General features: G+C 36.2%; 17 protein-coding genes and 2 pseudogenes. 2 read left to right on the top strand and 17 right to left on the bottom strand.

Going from position 1 to position 18,296, the window contains the following annotated elements:
* Positions 1-138: 138 nt before the first annotated feature.
* The 5 genes from QFZ73_RS28450 to QFZ73_RS28430 form a co-directional block, all read right to left on the bottom strand.
* Positions 139-957 carry a hypothetical protein gene (locus QFZ73_RS28450; protein WP_307274085.1) on the bottom strand — a complete coding sequence of 273 codons (819 nt, stop codon included), beginning with the start codon at positions 955-957 and terminating at the stop codon, positions 139-141.
* On the bottom strand, positions 941-1,150 hold the full coding sequence (locus tag QFZ73_RS28445; RefSeq protein ID WP_307274082.1) for a hypothetical protein: 210 nt from the start codon (positions 1,148-1,150) through the stop codon (positions 941-943). The genes QFZ73_RS28450 and QFZ73_RS28445 overlap by 17 nt, the downstream gene beginning before the upstream one ends.
* Positions 1,151-1,656: 506 nt before the next feature.
* Entirely contained in the window at positions 1,657-2,346 is a 690-nt protein-coding gene (locus QFZ73_RS28440) for a hypothetical protein (protein WP_307274078.1), read from the bottom strand.
* 720 nt (positions 2,347-3,066) lie between these two features.
* Positions 3,067-3,738, bottom strand: a complete 672-nt coding sequence (locus QFZ73_RS28435) for an NAD(P)H-dependent oxidoreductase (protein ID WP_307274075.1) — start codon at positions 3,736-3,738, stop codon at positions 3,067-3,069.
* A gap of 568 nt (positions 3,739-4,306) precedes the next feature.
* Positions 4,307-4,828: a DinB family protein gene (locus QFZ73_RS28430; RefSeq protein WP_307274072.1), complete on the bottom strand. Its 522-nt coding sequence runs from the start codon at positions 4,826-4,828 to the stop codon at positions 4,307-4,309.
* A 302-nt stretch (positions 4,829-5,130) separates the two neighbouring features.
* Between QFZ73_RS28430 and QFZ73_RS28425 the strand changes: the two genes are divergently transcribed.
* Positions 5,131-5,814, top strand: a complete 684-nt coding sequence (locus tag QFZ73_RS28425) for a response regulator transcription factor (protein ID WP_307274069.1) — start codon at positions 5,131-5,133, stop codon at positions 5,812-5,814.
* Between the two features lie 475 nt (positions 5,815-6,289).
* Here QFZ73_RS28425 and QFZ73_RS28420 read toward each other — a convergent pair whose 3' ends face one another.
* From QFZ73_RS28420 to QFZ73_RS28405, 4 genes and pseudogenes are all read right to left on the bottom strand, one after another.
* A complete protein-coding gene (locus QFZ73_RS28420; protein WP_307274067.1) occupies positions 6,290-7,279 on the bottom strand; it encodes a hypothetical protein in 990 nt (329 codons plus the stop codon).
* 836 nt (positions 7,280-8,115) lie between these two features.
* Positions 8,116-8,922, bottom strand: coding sequence for a putative protein N(5)-glutamine methyltransferase (locus QFZ73_RS28415; protein ID WP_307274064.1), 807 nt, complete (start codon positions 8,920-8,922; stop codon positions 8,116-8,118).
* A 286-nt stretch (positions 8,923-9,208) separates the two neighbouring features.
* Positions 9,209-9,295: a YjcZ family sporulation protein gene (locus QFZ73_RS28410; protein ID WP_251438220.1), complete on the bottom strand. Its 87-nt coding sequence runs from the start codon at positions 9,293-9,295 to the stop codon at positions 9,209-9,211.
* Between the two features lie 93 nt (positions 9,296-9,388).
* Positions 9,389-9,463: pseudogene (locus tag QFZ73_RS28405) on the bottom strand (site-specific integrase); the annotation flags it as partial.
* 240 nt (positions 9,464-9,703) lie between these two features.
* On the opposite strand from QFZ73_RS28405, the gene QFZ73_RS28400 reads away from it, so the two are divergent.
* Complete coding sequence (locus QFZ73_RS28400; RefSeq protein WP_251438277.1) at positions 9,704-10,318, top strand: poly-gamma-glutamate hydrolase family protein; 615 nt, start codon at positions 9,704-9,706, stop codon at positions 10,316-10,318.
* A gap of 695 nt (positions 10,319-11,013) precedes the next feature.
* On the opposite strand, the gene QFZ73_RS28395 is transcribed toward QFZ73_RS28400, so the two are convergent.
* From QFZ73_RS28395 to QFZ73_RS28360, 8 genes and pseudogenes are all read right to left on the bottom strand, one after another.
* Positions 11,014-11,478 (bottom strand): VanZ family protein, encoded by a 465-nt coding sequence (locus QFZ73_RS28395; protein WP_307274060.1) that lies wholly within the window; start codon positions 11,476-11,478, stop codon positions 11,014-11,016.
* 613 nt (positions 11,479-12,091) lie between these two features.
* Positions 12,092-12,640, bottom strand: coding sequence for a hypothetical protein (locus QFZ73_RS28390; RefSeq protein ID WP_268937586.1), 549 nt, complete (start codon positions 12,638-12,640; stop codon positions 12,092-12,094).
* A gap of 214 nt (positions 12,641-12,854) precedes the next feature.
* Positions 12,855-13,559 (bottom strand): hypothetical protein, encoded by a 705-nt coding sequence (locus tag QFZ73_RS28385; protein WP_307274057.1) that lies wholly within the window; start codon positions 13,557-13,559, stop codon positions 12,855-12,857.
* A 715-nt stretch (positions 13,560-14,274) separates the two neighbouring features.
* Positions 14,275-14,781, bottom strand: coding sequence for a hypothetical protein (locus QFZ73_RS28380; protein WP_307274054.1), 507 nt, complete (start codon positions 14,779-14,781; stop codon positions 14,275-14,277).
* Complete coding sequence (locus QFZ73_RS28375; RefSeq protein WP_034306238.1) at positions 14,778-14,963, bottom strand: hypothetical protein; 186 nt, start codon at positions 14,961-14,963, stop codon at positions 14,778-14,780. Before QFZ73_RS28375 ends, QFZ73_RS28380 begins: the two co-directional genes overlap by 4 nt.
* Before the next feature lie 355 nt (positions 14,964-15,318).
* Positions 15,319-16,230 (bottom strand): DMT family transporter, encoded by a 912-nt coding sequence (locus QFZ73_RS28370; RefSeq protein ID WP_307274051.1) that lies wholly within the window; start codon positions 16,228-16,230, stop codon positions 15,319-15,321.
* A 188-nt stretch (positions 16,231-16,418) separates the two neighbouring features.
* Positions 16,419-17,679: pseudogene (ltrA, locus tag QFZ73_RS28365) on the bottom strand (group II intron reverse transcriptase/maturase).
* A 43-nt stretch (positions 17,680-17,722) separates the two neighbouring features.
* Positions 17,723-17,878 (bottom strand): hypothetical protein, encoded by a 156-nt coding sequence (locus QFZ73_RS28360; protein ID WP_307263198.1) that lies wholly within the window; start codon positions 17,876-17,878, stop codon positions 17,723-17,725.
* Positions 17,879-18,296 lie beyond the last annotated feature (418 nt).

The following is an 18,296-nucleotide window of genomic DNA, read 5'->3' as shown; positions in this document are numbered from 1 at the left end:
ATGTCAGAAAAAAAGGGGGCTGACCAACTCTGAATAGTTAGTCATACCCTTATTATACAATAATTACCTCACTAGATAAAACCATAACCCCCGCCTAGTCACCGGGGTTTTTCTTTTGAATCATATATTCTAACGAGGTTAAGTATTACCTATTCTAAGTTCCTTTTGCATTTCAGTTCTTACTGAAATGCGATTATTAGGAAGAACATCTTCTTTAAACATTTGTTGGTTAAGATTAGATGCATATGAATCTAACTCGTTCATTTCAGTACCTCTAAGATCGTTAGTCCCTAAAAGTTTGAAATATTCATGTAGGTTATTACGCATGACATTACATGCATTACTAACAACATCCGTGAAATAAAGTTGATTACAAATATAGTAATTACTTGCCTCGGTCCATTTTTCGAATGCTATTTCGTATTGTGCATTTTTATCAATCTTCCTAATTTCATCGATTGCAGCTGGTTTATTGTCTCTCCATTTTTCTAAAATCCTTTGTTTGTCGGAACTCATCAGCTTTAAATCATTATCAATATATAAATTTAAATCTTCTTCGTTTAGTTTTTCAAACGGATAAGACCGACCAGTTTCAATTTTTTGCTGTAGATCAAAAATATAACTATAGGCAGTTTCTAAATGAAAATACATTTCCGGATACTTTTCGTGTTTTTTTGAAGTAAATAACTCAAAGTCTTTAAAGTTTTTTTGTTGTTGGTATTTTAGATTTTCTAGATCTCTGGATATTTCTTTTTGATGGTCTGCCGTTTCTTTGGTTATTTCTTTTTGATAGTCCGCCATCTCTTTGGATATTCCTTTTTTATAGTCTTCCATATTTTTTTTAAAAACTTGTTGTGCCATTAATCGAGATAGGTAGACTAAAACCGTGACCAATAAGGCAAGCCCTCCAATATCCTTCAAAAAATCATTTTTAAAATAATTAATTAATTCCACCATCCTTATTCCCCCTTGTTTTATTGTAATCTTCATATGCTTTCTTTTGACGGTCATTGAAAGCTTTTACCTGATAATAATGCTGTTCACAAAAATATCCTTCGAGCTCACCATTGGTCCAACTATAAAGAGGTTTTAACCATTCAATCTGTGGCAATCTTCTTTGACAATACAAGCAATATTTTCCTAAACTCATATAATCCCCCTTAAAAGAAAAAAATACTACCCAACTACAACACGTGCATAAAAACCCCGGTTAAAGTGACAAAACGTAATGGCTATTCTCCAGGAAAGGGCCGGGTAGTATTTTTTAGAGAAAATCACTCAAAAAATCTCCACCCTTTACCCTTGCCTTACGAATTTTGTCGGGTTTGTGTCTATCGCCAAGCCGAACATACCCAAAACGAGGATTAAGATATCCGGCTTGCTCTGCCAATCGTACCCGACAAACCGCCTGTGCTTCCGCGCCTGGCGTTTCTTTTTAATCTTTATACAGATACACCAATAAGACCGCCCACGCCTTCACACCCCAAAACAAGGGGGAATTTACCAACTAATTAACCAGTAGACGTCCGGAATATCCAATAAATAAGCAGCTGACGTCCAGCCGATTGACCAGCAAAACGGAACCCGTGGCCCCCCGGCCAACCCTTTTAATCTATAAATTGCTTTCTGGAACTTCTCTTTCAGATAGAGGTTCTTTTATCGATTAAAAAACTCTTTTATAACACCCAATTCTGGTATAAGTTGATCATAATCAGATGAATAAATTCCATCAAATATTTTAAGTAACTCTAAACCTCTGCTTTTAACTTCTTGACTCATATTACCTTCCTTTTTACACTCGGCTACCAAAAGATTCAATTCTTTAAATATCCCTATAAGATAAGTACGATGTTTTTTCATTTCCTTTTCATAAACTAATATCCCTATATAAGACCAAAGAAAAGCTATAACTATCCTTAATTGTATTAGTACATCTTTTTCATTTGCATAAATGCTACTTTGTTCAAATATCCATAAGTTAAAATCTCGCTCTATTTCCCCTCGAATCAATTGTTTAATCGAATTTAAATCAGCTTCTGTAACTTTATAAGACAATTTGTGAGCATAGTTATTCCTAATCGTATTAAACCTTCTATAAACGTCAAAAGCATCTTTAGTAATCAAACCTAACCCTACAGCCAAACTAAGTTTATTCATAAAACCAAAGTTATTACTTAAAACGTATGTAGGCTCGACCAAAACACCTTTCAATAATTTAACTAGTTCATTTTCAATATAAAGATGACCACGCAATATTGCTTGTAATTCATTTTCATGTTCAAGGTCTGCCAGAAAATCAGCAACTTCTTTTTTAAATTGTTCTTGGACTTCCCTTCCACTTAACATATGTTTTTACACACCCTCAACTATATTTACTCTAATTAAGAAAAGCTCCGCATAAGCAGAGCTAACATTCCTATTGATCCACTCCAGCTTAAGGATTCACGGTAATGTTTCTTCTTTCTCATATCATTTTCCTCTTTTCTTGGTATATTTGCTACACATGACCTTGTCAACGATAAATGTCTGACTGACCGTAGAAAAGGAATTTAAGGAGTTGATAAGCTATCTAAAACACTCTGCTGTTTATTCAGAATAACCATATTTTCACATTGATTCGCCATACATTTTATACGCAAACTACCATGGGTGATAACAAATGTATTATACGGGGTCCTACCAACAAAACGCGGAAAACATACGCTAAGAGAATTTTGGAATGAAAAAAGCCGGTTTTCCCTACGTTAAGAGAGTAATATCAGGAAAATACGGGTTTACAACGGTAAGGAAATCATCTAAATATATAAAAAAAAGCCTAATTTTTCGTTTTTAACACCGAGAAATTAGGCTTTAGTTACTTCATTAAAGCGCCCTTTAATGGAACAATTTATTAAACACGATTTAAATGCGTATCTTTAAAATACGTAGGATATTTTCGCTCTCCGTTCCAAGTTTTTCATTTATATGGCCATTTTTGGACTTATCTCGGACTTATCCCAAAATGACATTAAAGGAGACATGCCTTTGTGAACATGTCCCTGATGTTGAGAAACATCACCTTCAGTTTTATTGCCACTCAACAATTTCATCGAGATTTTGTCTTGTTTTTGGACGTTTGGGATCCTCTTTCCGATATCCGAAAGCGACCATACAGGCTACACCGAAATCGTTGCCGTCAATGATACCCTCATTTTGCAAAATAGCGTTCACCTGCTTTTTATCAAAACCTTCCATCGGACAGGAATCAATACCGATTTGAGCCGCAGCTGTCATCATGTTTCCTAATGCTATATATGTTTGTTTGCTTGCCCATTCAAAAATAAGACGGTCATTATTTTCGAGTTTTGTTTCGACGAACGATTTGTAGGAACCGGAAAGACCTTTCATAACCTCTTCAGGCATATCATGAATGTCTTTCATCATTTTGATTACGTATGCCGAGTCGTGCTTTAAACCTTTTTCCCTTCTGGCCAATATAACTACAAAATGGCTGGCAGTGGGCAGTTGTCCCTGGGCACCGCCGGATACAGATTTTAATTTTTCGCGAAGCGCTTCATTCTGGATCACGACAAACTTCCAAGGCTCAAATCCGTATGAACTTGGAGACAATCTTCCTGTCTCCAAAATAAAGTGAAAATCTTCATCCGAAATCTTTTTGTTGACATCAAATGCCTTGCAAGCATGTCTGAACTGGTAAGCTTTTAAAATTTCCTGTTTTTTACTCTCCGTTCGTATCATGTGGAATCAACCTTCCTTTTTAGTAATACTTTAATAAACCATATTTATCCAAAAGTATTTTATTATCCTGCTAGTCAGCTCAATAAGCTTTATTTCATTATCTGGCCCTAGACACGAAAAATGCGCGTTCCTAAATAAACGCGCCCTTTTCTTGAATAAACAAGAAGCTCATATTAGCCGTTATTGTGGAAGCAATTAACTTATTCTTGCTGGTAATGTTAAATATCGTAGAAGAGTGAGATTACTTTGGATCAACAATTGTTTGATTAAAGTTATCCGTTAGCCATCCATGCAGCTCAAAATCAATGCTACACCACAGAGAATGAAAATGGTTAGGAAGTGTCAATATTGATACAGACCTTAATCCAGTCAACCAATGATAGAACTTATTTATTAACGCCCTCCTCTTTTATTTAACGATTGAACAGGGTCTTCTTAAATATTGTCATTTTTCAAATCTTGAAGAAACTTATTTTCATGGTAGCTCAAAGAAAGATCTGTGTAAACATCTCTCGATCCTCAACAAACGTCACCTTTTTGAAGAAAAAATGAATTACTCTTCTCTTGCCTATTTATAATCAATAACATTTTCAGAATACCAATAAAAAGCATAATCAGTCATAACTGAAGAATCACCCAACTGATGTAACATAGCTGAAATATTCCCTCTATGATAGGTTCCATGATTCACAACGTGTAAGACCATTTCAGATATACTTGTTTCTCTTAATCCTGCCCATGGATTATCCAACATTATTCTCTTTTCCATATCTTCCTGTCTGTTCAAAAAGGATTGAAACCGAGATGTTAAAGTGTGAAATTCCGTTTCTAAGTCTTCAATGGGCAGTTTCTCAATCTTTTCTTGAATTTGAAATGAAGATTGCATTGCTTCATTCATACTCTGACCCTCGAGGGTATTAAGCCATCCATATTCCACCAAATATAGATGAGATAAAACCTTTGAAACAGAAGAAAAGACACTTTTCATTTCCTTTTGATATTTCTCAGGAGAAAGTGTCTTAAGATGATCAATAATCCGTTGATTTGCCCATACATGATAGTTATATAGATTTTCTACATGATTTGCCATACAATCGCCTCCTTATCATCACATTTTTTAATATTCTTTATCAGAATGAATTATTCCTTTAAATATTATTACTTATCTGATAAGATCTTCAACTAAATGGCCCGTTTGCTTAATAAGGGTCCTACCCCATCGCCATCAAGCTAAGAGGGGTCCTACCACATCGCCATCAAGCTAAGAAAAAGGATTATCCCCAAAACGAAAAAATATGCTATTCTTTCTGTAAATGCTGCTGAAAAGAAAATTCCCTATCATTTATAGATTTTAGAGAATAGGCATTTATATAAATTAGGAGGAAGAAGCCGTTGAAGACTAGTATCATCATTATCGATGACCATCAGCTTTTCCGTGAAGGCGTTAAGCGTATATTAGATTTTGAATCATCCTTTGATGTTGTTGCCGAAGGCGATGACGGAAGCGAGGCTATGGATCTTGTTGAAACACACAAACCAGATGTTGTTATCATGGATATCAACATGCCGAATATGAATGGTGTCGAAGCGACTAAAATGCTTGTAAACCGTTACCCTGAAACGAAAGTCATCATTTTATCGATTCATGATGATGAAAACTATGTACAGCATGCATTGAAAACAGGAGCACAAGGTTATCTGTTGAAAGAAATGGACGCAGATGCGTTAATTGATGCTGTTCGTGTAGTCGTAGAAGGTGGCACATATCTTCATCCGAAGGTGACACATAATCTAGTCAAAGAATATCGCCGTTTAGCTGTTGAAGTGGGTGCTGATCGTGATTCAGTGCATGCTGTAGAGATCAGAAGACCACTTCACCTTTTGACTCGACGCGAGTGTGAAGTTCTTCAACTTTTAGCAGACGGAAAAAGCAACCGTGCCGTCGGCGAAACTTTATACATCAGTGAAAAAACAGTAAAAAACCATGTGAGTAACATTCTTCAAAAAATGAATGTAAACGACCGTACACAAGCTGTTGTTCTAGCTATTAAAAACGGCTGGGTAGAAGTGAAATAATTTCAACTTATGATAAGTCTGGCTCTTCAGTTTTCGCAATGCGTGCTGAAGAGGCGGACTTTTCTCACGAAACGAGCCTTAGAAGCAATTCTAAAGGGGTACCGTCAGGAAAATGCGGATTTACAACGTTAAGAAAATTACAATATTAAAAAGCCCAATTTCTCAGTATTTAAATTGAGAAATTGGACTTTTTTCGTTACTCCAGAAAAGCGCCCTATAATGGAATAACGAAAATAGAAACACGGATGCAAATTAGCTTATTTTTCTTAACTAACGCCACCCGTTAGCCATCCATGCAGCACAAAATCAGTGCTACACCACAGAGAATGTAACACAATACATATCGAGTTACTTTTATGCTATCAAATCTTGGAAAAAACGTTGATTATGATGATTTCTGGAACATGTAAAAAAGGTGTTCGTTCCAAGAACACCTCATTCATTGTCATTCCCCCAAATTTCTTTGTATACCTGATTAAATATATTCGATTGAGTGTGTAATCTCCACGGAAAAATTAAAGGTACCCATATATGTCGTTGCAGGAACCATGATTGGTTGATCATATACCTCCTCTGACGGACCAAAAGGGAAATAAATGGCTGGACCGATGCTCGCAGCAACTTCATCAACTTGAAATGGGCTATCATCTTCGACTCCCATCAAATGAATCCAAACCACTCTGTTGTCATCATTAACGCTCTCCGGTCCCAATATAACAGTAGGGTGGTTAAGATTATGAAGATTCCAAGGGGGTGCCGTGTCGTCGACAGTTCTAAGAGTACGTTTATTACCTATCATAAGCTTATCTACTTCTGTTTTCTCCCCCTTAAAAATTCTGAATAAAAAATATGCTTCACCGGTGTTTAGATTATCACCATCGTCATTGATATACAACGTTTCATAGTCGATGGTCACTTTTCGTTGTTTGGTTATAAACTGTCCATTAATGACTTGCCAGTTACCCTTGTCATCACTTAGACGTATCAAGTAGTTATATGTGTTACCCGCATCCAGTGGCATCACCGTGACATGATGAATGGTACGGAGTATATCATCTGTGGCCCACTGCTCAGGAAAATTCGGAAAACCTTTAAAAATGTCAGGGTCGGGGTTCGGATTAGGGATGGGCGAATCTTTACTGACCACAATGGAATAGAAAGTATTTTGTTTTGCGACCAAAATATGTTCTCGATAGGTACCACCTACTTTAATTAGTTCGTCTACAAAATCAAACTTGGATTCAGTATCCTTTAGTAGACAAAATACATGTAACTTTGCTTTAAATCTTGTTTCTCCACCGGGTCGACCAGGTGATGTCCGGTGATCGTAAATACGCACCTCGTAAATCTGTCCCGGAGTGAGTTGCGGCGATTCAAACGTTCCACTGCGCTTTGGGTTTAACGTACCAAATACTTGTGTGTCTTTGATTTGATTCCAAGAATTACCTAAAATACGGTGCCACACGAAGATATCTTCAGAACACTGACAATCATATTCGATTAGCGTCGAATCAGTTTGTCATACTTTCTTGTCCACCACGATCGTTTGCTTAGCTGCTTTCAATTTCAAGATAATGCTCCTTTCAATATCTATAAGAAGTGGTTGAAGCAAACATTCCATGGTTTTTGTTCTTTTTCATATATAGTATAGGCTATCAATTTGAAGTTTTATTCAAAAAAAGAAACCAAAGACCCTATATCGCACACGCCTAATTTTTAAAAATTAGGATCATGTAACTCAAGTATATTCATTTACATGATCCAAATAGAGTGTACCCTATTTGGATAAATCAAAACAGTTATTCAACTATTCTGCCCCGTTAGTTCCATACAAAAAAAGCTGCCTTAAAGACAGCTCCGATCTTCAGCTAACGCACCCGTTAGCTGAATAAAAAACACTTTATTTACTAAACTTAAGTTCATTGTTTTTGATATTTTGTATTTTGCATTGCCCACAAAACCCACAAAACCATAATTAAATTAATAAAAAATAAATTCAATGTAATTCTTTCATGAAAAACAATTGAAATAACATCATTAACAATTAAACTAACTAAAGTTAATAAAATACCTATTAACAATGCATGAACAGATAGTTTTAATATCTTTACTTCTGAAAATTTTGGTAAATTTAATATTTTATCTCACTCCTTAAACAGCATCGTAAGCATATATAATTACCAATAGCACCGATCTTCAGCTAACGCACCTGTTAGTTGCACAAAGGAATTTTTTCTAGAGGCACAGTGCCAAGCAATCATCACTCTCATTTGCGGTAAGGGCTAGCTGCCTTTATTCACTCTAGAGGGCGGGCCTGGTTCCAATTACGACAGTAGCGTCCAGTTCATCGCAATTTGCCACCTGTGGAGTTAGCCCGTTTCGAGCAAAGATTTCAACGGTCTGCTTTGTCTGTTGCTGGCTAGTCTCGACCAGTAAATGACCGCCGGGTGCTAGCCAGAGTGGCGCCTCAGAAGCGACCCGTCGCTGGACGTCCAGCCCGTCTGTGCCCCCGTCGAGCGCCACCCGTGCCTCATGTTTTCGTGCTTCTTGGGGTAACAGCTTGATTGCCTCGGTAGGTACGTAAGGTGCGTTTGCGACTAAGATGTCGACGCGGCCACGCAGTTTTGTTGGCAGTGGCTGATAGAGGTCCCCTTCGTACACGTTACCACCGACGGAAGTAACGTTGCGGCGTGCACACTGCACAGAAGCTTGGTCGATGTCAATTGCATACAACTCTATCCATCCCAGACCTACGGTCAGCGCGGTGCCCACCGCGCCCGTGCCGCAGCACAGATCAACGACGATGGCTCCTGGCATGGCGAGGGCAGCTGCCTGGTGGACGAGAAACTCGGTGCGGCGACGGGGTACGAAGACTCCTGGTTCCACAGCTATACGAATACCGCAGAAATCCGCCCAACCAATTATGTGTTCGAGGGGAAAACCTACTACACGTCGATCCACCATGACGGCGAGGGAGTCTGGCGTTCTTGCTTCTGAGATAAGCAACTGGGTCTCATCTTCTGCGAAAACACAACCTGCGGTTCGAAGCCTGGTGATTATACATTTTTCTATTTCGTCGTCCGTATAAGAATTAATTTGCTTCCCCATTTATTTCACCACTCTTGATAACTTATTTTAGTTTATTATTATAGATAATTCGTTAAAAATTGTAGGAATCCTTCCTCCACTAACCTGCCGCGTTAGTAGAAGAAGAAAAATCAACAGCATTGTTTAACAGAGTTTATTTTAAAGAAGTAACAATCAAAAAAAGTTCGTAAAAGTGTACCTTTACGAACGTATTTTAATTTGAAGAAACCGACCTTTATTGGTCGGTTTTTTTCATACTATTTTTAGCAGAAGTCGCCATTTTCGTAATCAAGGGCACACATTCGCCTTAAAAACAACTACCAACAATGATTAAGAGTATAAACAAAACGACTATAAAGGCGAAACCTCCACCAAATCCAAAATCGTGTGACATAGAAACATCTCCTTATTTATTTTTAAGGAGGAACTTATGTGGGTTATATCATCGTATGCTCTAATTAGGAAAATGACCCAATCACGAAGTATGGGAATGATGCAGAATCCGTTGCAGCATGGCAATATCCTTCGTGACCTTGTAAAACCAATAGCCAAAAGTTTTTCCAATTGGCGGCCTTCTTATGGCGCTAACGCACCTGTTAGTTCAATAATTTGGGGATGGACACCTTCTTGAGAGGGTGTCTTTTTTATTTGAAAATAAATGTTGAGTTTCTTTACTCATAGCGTTGAATTAGTAATCTAGCAATTACATTCAACGTTATTTTAATAGAATTTAGGATGGTCCTACTATTAAGAACCTTCCTATCTTTGGCGAATATCATATAATTACAAGGAGGTTTTTTTAATGGCAGATTTATACGCAAATTTTGCAGAGCTACAAGCTAATGAAACATACGGTATAGACTATTCTATTACTGTACAAGAACATCCGACTAGTGATATTACGGTGTTTACACCACATGGTGGAGGTATTGAGGTTGGCACATCAGAAGCGGTAATTGCGTCCGCAAAAGACATTGCTAATCTATACCTGTTCGAAGGTTTAAAATCTAGCAACAATGACACCCTTCATATTACCAGTGCCAACTTCGATGAGCCTCAAGCCGTGCAACTGATCACATCTAAAGCGCGAGCAATCTCCCTTCACGGATACTATGACCCAGATAACCAAACCATTCTATTAGGCGGTTTAGATACAGAATGGCGTGATATCTTAAAAACAAAATTTACCAGAGCAGGTTTTAACACCGTTATCGCCAACTCCACGACAGGATATCAAGGAATCGAACCAACCAATATCGTGAATAGATGCTCTTCAGGTGCCGGAGTCCAGTTAGAACTTAGCACCGCCTTACGCAAAGCCTTTTTCCAAAACGGTGATTGGTCCAGAGCAAACCGCATAAACACTACAAAGACCTTTGATAAGTTTATCCAAGTCATCCGTAGTGTTATCTACTAAGTAAGCCCTGCTTGGACAGTTCAGCAAAGCCATATCCATGTGTTTTTTCTCCAATTGTATAAATTATCTTTAATTTTGATTAAATTTTAAGCGTGCTTAATTAAGATGATAGTCTAAAAGATTCGTTTTGCTTGTTTGAAGTTTGTATTTCTACCCAAAGACTTACATTAGATTTAGAAGGATAGTAAAAACCTTTTTGATATTCTAAACCCTCTATAAAATCCTCTAGGATTTCAAATGTTTTCAAACTCTCTATAACTTGTTCTTCTTTCCAATCCTCAATAATATCCTCAAAATTCTCAGACGCATATCATATTGGGCAAATTGTATTCCTAAGTAAAATGCAAGGAGCTTGGGCAGGGAAACGCAGTTTTTAAAAAAGCTTCATTAGCTTTACAGTTATTCCATTATAGGGGGCTTTAATGGAATAAGAACGGGAACGTCCAAATCGGACGTTCCCATATTTTATACCTGAAAAACAACAATACTACTTAACAAAGCCAAAATAAAAAGAATATTAATTTAGAATATTTTGGTATTAGTTATATATAAGTGTATATCGCGTTGAATTAATTCGGGGAAATAAATTTACTAATAACAAACCATTCCATAACCCTTAATGAACTAACCTGCCCCTTTAGCTCTATAAGTAAAAAGCGACACTTCGTTATTGAAGTATCGCACCTGTTAGTTGATTAACGTTTACTTTTTTTTATAATTAAAGTGAAAATTATGAAGCCTAAAATACTACCAAAAGTATTTAACAATATATCATAAACATCAAACACACCTAGTAAAGTAACATATTGTATAGTTTCAATAATAAGACTAACCACCAATGATAATAATACTATCAATGTCAAATTTCTTAAATTAACGAAAACAAGTGGAAGTAAAATTCCTAATGGTATAAATACTAATATAGTGCCAAATGTATTATAAAACCAAGTATCGAAGTTATAGTGTTGAAAATTGAAGAAGTAAGTTTCAATTGTATGAAACGGTACAATATTATGTGAAACATCTCCAATATTCCCATTAAGTCTTGTTTGGAATATACTAATACCCCAAAAACTAACTATTGCTAACATAAAAATATAAAACAAGAATAAAACATTAACAATTTTTTTATATTTTAATCTTGTACGAAACTCCCTCACTAAATATACCTCCTCTTTATAAGAAGGATATGGTTTATACGTAGAAATCATGCAGAGGTTGCTCAACTAACCTGCCCCGATAGTTGCATAAAGAAAAAGCCACCTTAAAGACAGCTCCGAACTTCAACTATAGCACCCGTTAGTGAAAGAGAAAAAAGGCATTAATCCTTAGTAAAACTTCAATGCTTTATTCTTTCTTTTTCCAAGACATTAAATCAGAAAATGCCAATCCGAATGATACACCCAAAGGAATACCTAAATCCCAAACATCCATTTCCGAACGTCTAAAAAAATAAGAAAGAAGATAGTTCAAAGAACTTAAAGAAATAAACCAAATAATAAACGTAAAAAACCTTTTTCTTATTTGAATCCAATTTAACTTCCTTGTATTCGCAATAACTAAAAAGAGGGAGAACAAACCATATAGAAGAAGATAAATTACATATCCTATAATAAATTTAAGAGATAGCGAAGTATCAATATCCTTATATATTATAAATATCGTAAGTATGGTTCCTGCCAAAAATACAATAAACAAAATTAAGTTTAACGAAATATATTTCTTTATCTTTTACCCCTTACCTTACAAGTTAATTTTCCGAATAAAGTATCCCTATTTAAAGAGATAATTAGGATTATCGATTAGGGTAATACCAGTACCTTCATATCTGACAAATAAACTTTCGCCGTCCCACTCTTTATCAACAAGCATAACTCTTCTTAATCCCCTTTCATCTAATTGTTTATCCTCTTCTTTTGTAATAAGGGCTGTAAAATAATACTTTAAAAGAATATTGAAGATTTTTTCTTCATCAGGAGAATCTTTTTTCAGTTCTTTTATTATTTCTTTGAAATAAATATTTTTACATACTACGTGTTCTTTTATATATGAATTTTTCTCTTTTATTAAATATTTTTCTAGTGCAGAGGGTGAGATATATTTATGAACTCCTATGCTATTCCAATTTAAGTCAATTTCGAAAATTTCATTTGCAGAAGACTTTAAGCATCTAAATACAAAGCCTTGGATAAAGTTTGTGTTATTTTCAAAAGTATAAACTGATTCCGAATCCATCAATTTGATTGCTTGGTAATCTTTTATTAACCACTCTGTTGCCCTTCTATAAACTTGTCTCTCCAATGTAGTTATTTTTTTATCCATTACTAACCCCCGAGATTTTATAAAAATAGAAAATGAATTTTTATTTACTCCAATTATAAATATGAAATTACCATTTTACATATAAAGAAGTTGTTTAGTAATAGAATCCCCCCGTTTTCAACTAAACTTCCCCGATAGTTTCATAAAGAAAAGCTGCCTTAAAGACAGCTTCGATCTTCAGCTAACACCTGTTAGTGGAATAAGAAAAATAAGTTTAATGCCAATAAATGTTGTCGTTATTTTTGCAAACAAGATAAATTCCTTTTTTATCCTTTTTTGACAAGGAAATGGCCAACTGTTTTATTTTTAAATAATCCGTTTTATCAACTAAACTTAAATCTGGGGAGTTTCGATAACCACGTTGACCAAGATATTCCGATGTTGTAATGATTGTATAGTGGTCTCCTTCGGGTTGTTCTGGAATTTCCTCAAAGCTTTTTATAATCTGTCCATTCTTAATGAATACCCTTTTCTCATACAAAGATATAGCTTTATAGCCCATTGGAATTTTCCTATGTACCTCTTTATCCCTAACAAGTTCAGAGTCCGTAAGATATTGTGAATATGAATAAGAGAAGCCATTTGCACTAATAAAATATTTATCATTACATTCAATGTTTAATGGATTATTGCCATTTTCCTTAGGATAATCATAAACAACTGCTGGTAAAGTGTCGCTATAAATAACTTTTGGAGCTCCTACCCATTCACCGACATTCTCATAAACTATAGATGAAAGTTTTTTTATTTGATCTAAAGTCATAGAATTTTCCTTTCTTATTAATGAAATGGACAATTCATTAATCCAATGATTTATACTGGTTAAGATTTTATTATATGCTTCTTTACAATCATATCCTTTTTCTCTATATTCATAATATTTATCCTTTAAATTGGCTTTTACAATATCTAAATCCATATATTTTTCCTCCCAATAGCATAAAAGGGTTGCCGCCGTAACCACTTCTTCAACTCTTGCACCCTTTACTTTAAGTACAATTCTTCACAAACCGGGTTTTTCTTTGTTTTAAGGTCCAAATGACAATCGCGGAAGCATAGTCCATAAGGAGAACAATAACTATAAGATGGTTAGTCCCGCCAGTAAAGGAGCTGACACCCTTTCTTTCCATAACATATGAAACTACAAATAACCCTATCATAATAACAGGGAATAAAGGAACTCCCCCATTCACGATATGATAAACCTGTATTCCAATGATTATCAGTCCTGCTAGGATATTAAGGAAATGTGATTTTTTCAAAATCCTCACCCGTTCTAATTTCAATCAAATTATACATTAATACTCCATATTACCCCATCTTCACTGTTTATCATTTTTTTATTCTTCTTCAACTAAACTGCCCCGTTAGTGCCATAACAAAAAGGCTGCCGAAGCAACCCCTGTTATTGAACTAAAGCACCCGTTAGTTCTATAAGAAAAGTAATTCTTATTAAAGAATCGCGCCCTTTAACGGAACAACTCTATTACCACTCAAGAATTCCCTTGATCCATTTTTAAATTTCAGATGTACTTTATCTTTTGGACATAAAAACACCCTTTAGAGGATATTTTCCAAAGGGGTCAAACGGTGCAACTTTATTATAAACATCGTGACTTTATTTCAAAGCCACATCATTTTCCCTTTAATTCAGCTAAATAGTGCCTTACGGCACTTTCAACTAGTTCATAAACCGTCCTATCATGAATGATTGCTTGTATTTTTAGTTCCTTCATAAGTTCAACATCCATATCGAATGAAGAACGTTTTCTTATAACGTTGGTTCGTTCTATGGTTGGTGCTGATTGTTCGTTCGCTTGTTTGACCTGTTCTTTACCACGTTTTATGCCAACGTTAGAACGTTGGTTGGTATCGTTAATAGGTTCTTTATTCACATTAGTTGAAATGTTCGCCTTTGCTTTTCCTGCTGTTGCAAAGTCATAAATAAGCTGCTCTTGTACCGTTTCCTCGTCACCTTCACCAACGAAATACCAGCCTTTTTCACCTGAATTTCTATACTCATAACCAGCTTTATTCAATGCTTTTCTTAGTAATTTTTCTGAAAGATGAACATCAGCCCTTTTGGCAATATTCGCTGGTGTATCAGTTTTAATTAACTCCAAGATTTTACCGATTTTCATTTAGTACGCTCACGGGAAAACCAATACTTTGTTTTGATATTTCGATAAGTCCCAATGTCTTTGATCAGCTCGGCAATAAGATCATAACCACAATATGTGTGCCTCAGCGTGCTAAATTCATCCAATGTGACATAATCATCACTCTTTAATTCAACGTGACACTCTCCACAACAAATCCCCATATCCAACACCTCCAAAAAGTATATTGATATATTCGTCGAAACTTGGTGGCCATCCTTCTTTCGTACAAAAAACAGGTCCATTGACGGTCCTTTAATGTTTGTTAGTTTTTCAAAATTATCTAGACCTAATTATAAAAAACCTTAATAAATAAAGGGGAGTACATATTAGCCATGTATAATATGTACTCTCCTTTTTTCTTTTAGTGAACTAACGCACCCGTTAGTTCTTTAAGAAAAGCGATTCTTATTGATGAATCCTCCCGATTGCGGAACAATTAGTAATAATAGAGTCTTACTTTTAAAATCGCTCATTACACGGAAAAATTCGGTTTTAAAAGAATCTATAATTGTTAACTTACTTTTTCTCTCCATAAATACTAAAAAGACCTAATACAAATAGTAAAATAACGCCGATTAAAGTCGTTGTTGACCAAGATAATCTTGGGTCAAATAGTTGAAAGAAAAATGTAAACACAGGTACGAAGCAGAGCGACATCATCACTAAGAACGTCTCACAATATTGAATACCTTTCTGTAATAAATACATTGGAATTAAGACACCGGCAATTGTTACAAGGAAAATCCACAATACATTATGAAAAAAATAGTCAAATAAAATATCATAAGTAAAAATAAATGATAAAAGTACGATACCATAAAAACGGTGTGTTAAAATCATCGAACTTGTCCACCCGACCGAACTTAATTGTTTTGAATAGTTCGTACAAAGTACAGCTCCTAAACCACAAAAAACACTCGCTATTACACCTAAAATAGTATTTGTATTTTGATTCATTTGAACACCTGAATTACCGTTAAAGATAGAAACGATTAATAAAAAGCAAGCTAATAAAGTACCCAGTGCAATTCCCCACTGTAATTTACTGACAAACTGTCGCTGTGTTAATGTAAGGAAAATCACAAATAATGGTCCTAAGCCCATCTCAAGTGAACTAACGATTGCTGGTTCAATGAATTTCAATGCGAAGTAAAACCCCATAAATGCTAGTACAGAGGCTAAATTTAACTTTAGTAGCGATTGCCATGTTGATTTCCATTTATATTCTACCTTTTGATTTCTCGCAAAAAAGGAAAAATAACAAGCAGTCAAAAAGAAACTGATACCCGTAAATATAAATGGATTCAAATTTTGTACACGACTTGCGTAAAATACTTGGCTTATTGCAGTTAATAAAGCTGATAATAATAACGCAATTACACCTTTCGTATAAGTTCGATTTTCAGAAATATTCGCTTTAAGCCCCATTTTTATTCCTCGATTTCCTATGTTTAATTAAATATATTATTCTAAATTTAACATAGATATCCAATTTTCCTCAAAGTTATTGTTGAACTAACCTGCCCCGATAGTTGCATAAAATCGAGTAGGAGGAGGCGCCTAGCCTCCGACCTCTCACACCACCGTACATACCGTTCGGTATACGGCGGTTCAGTTTAAGTCTGACGTAGTTTTGTATATCGTTCATATAGATTTACTAACCCATGATGGAGCCAATAAACATTATTAAGGGTTTTGTCTAGAATAGGACTATGCGCTATGCGCCAATAACCCTTTCTGCTATTTCCCCATTCATATGCTTTTCCAAATGGGACGCCTAATCCTTTGAGTTTCCTCACCCTCGTTCTTGGCAATTTCCATTGCTTCCATAGACACATCCTGAGTCTTCTTCGAATCCATGAATCTAAATTCTTCAATACGTTCGGAGTATCAATGAGGGCGAAATACCCCATCCAACCTCTAAGGTATTGCTTTAACTTATTTATTCGGAGTTTCATGGGTATCGGTAATTTTCTCGAGGTCATTTCCCTGATTCGTTTCTTTACTCTCTTCACCGTTTGTTTAGCCAGTAGAACCTTCGGGTTCTTCTTTGACTTCGTGAAACTAAAACCGAGAAACGTTTTGTTCCAAGGGCGATCATACTTCGACTTCGTAGTTGACCTTTAGCTTCAGTTTATTTTCAATGAAGCTTGAGATATTTCCCATTGCACGTTTGGCGGCTTTTCGTGTCTTCACAAAGATAGTACTGTCATCCGCATACCTTACGAATCGAAGATTGCGTTTCTCTAGTTCTTTATCTAACTCGTCTAACATGATATTAGATAATAAAGGACTTAACGGACCTCCTTGCGGAGTTCCCTCCTCACTTTTATGAAAAAGTCCGCCTATCATAATGCCTGCTTGAAGGAATTTACGAATCAGTTTGAGAACTCGTTTATCTTCAATTTTCCGCTCTAACATTCCCATGAGCTTGTCATGATTCACTTTATCGAAGAACTTCTCCAAGTCCATATCCACTACCCATGTATAACCTTCGGTTATATAGGACTTTGCCTTTCGAACCGCCTGGTGCCCTTGTTTGTTAGAGCGAAATCCATAGCTATTCTCCGAAAAGGTTGAGTCATATATCTTGGTCAATATTTGGGCAATGGCTTGTTGAATGAAACGGTCTAGAACGGTTGGAATACCCAATAGCCGAACTCCGCCGTTTGGTTTCGGGATTTCGATACGACGGACGGGCTGCGGTTGATAGGTACCCTGTAAAAGGGCAGTTTTCATGTTGTACCATTCGGTTACGAGGTGCGGTCTCAGGTTTTGAACCGGCATTCCATCTACACCATGGCTTCCCTTATTTCTTTCTACACGCTTCAATGCCTGTATTAAGTTTTCCCTCTCTAGTATCTGTTCCATTAACATCGTTGATATCCTTTCTACGTGGATAAATGGTCTATTTGTGCCTTTATCTGCTCCACCCTTTTGAAGTTCCCCGTGTATTCACCACTTCTTCCTTCAAATAAGTTCCGTTAGGAATTGTTTGCTTCTTTGCAGATAACGAACGCCTAGTATTCATCCTCCTTAATCTGTTCGGTCCTTCCTTATCTTCTCGAGTAGACAAGTACTATGACCTCTGCTGACTTCTGATGATTCAGCTGTTCATCACTGGACAGGTTACCAAGTGTACTTGGCTGTCATCAGACCTCCCCGGGTAAGAGTGCAATCTTTCCCTCCATCTATCTGCTTCATTTACTCTGTACCACCTTCGGCAGTAAGGACTTTGTTTTGTTTCGCAAACTCATCCAATGATACCTAGCCTTATATGAAGTTCGTGTTCCTCAGACCGGAGGTTTGCCGCTTGCTTCCTTCAGATTCCACGTCACCGTGGACACCCTTGCATTAAGCTAACCACTACTACTGCCTTCATGGTTCGGGACTTTCACCCTATAGATTGCACCCATGCCGGGCGCACGAAAGAGCTGCCTTAAAGACAGCTCTGATCTTCAGCTAACGCACCCGTTAGTTCATTAAGAAAAGCG

The sequence above is a fragment of the Peribacillus sp. V2I11 genome (assembly GCF_030817135.1).
In the GTDB taxonomy this organism is placed as follows: Bacteria; Bacillota; Bacilli; order Bacillales; family DSM-1321; genus Peribacillus; species Peribacillus simplex.
This window is presented reverse-complemented; position numbering and strand designations above follow the sequence as displayed.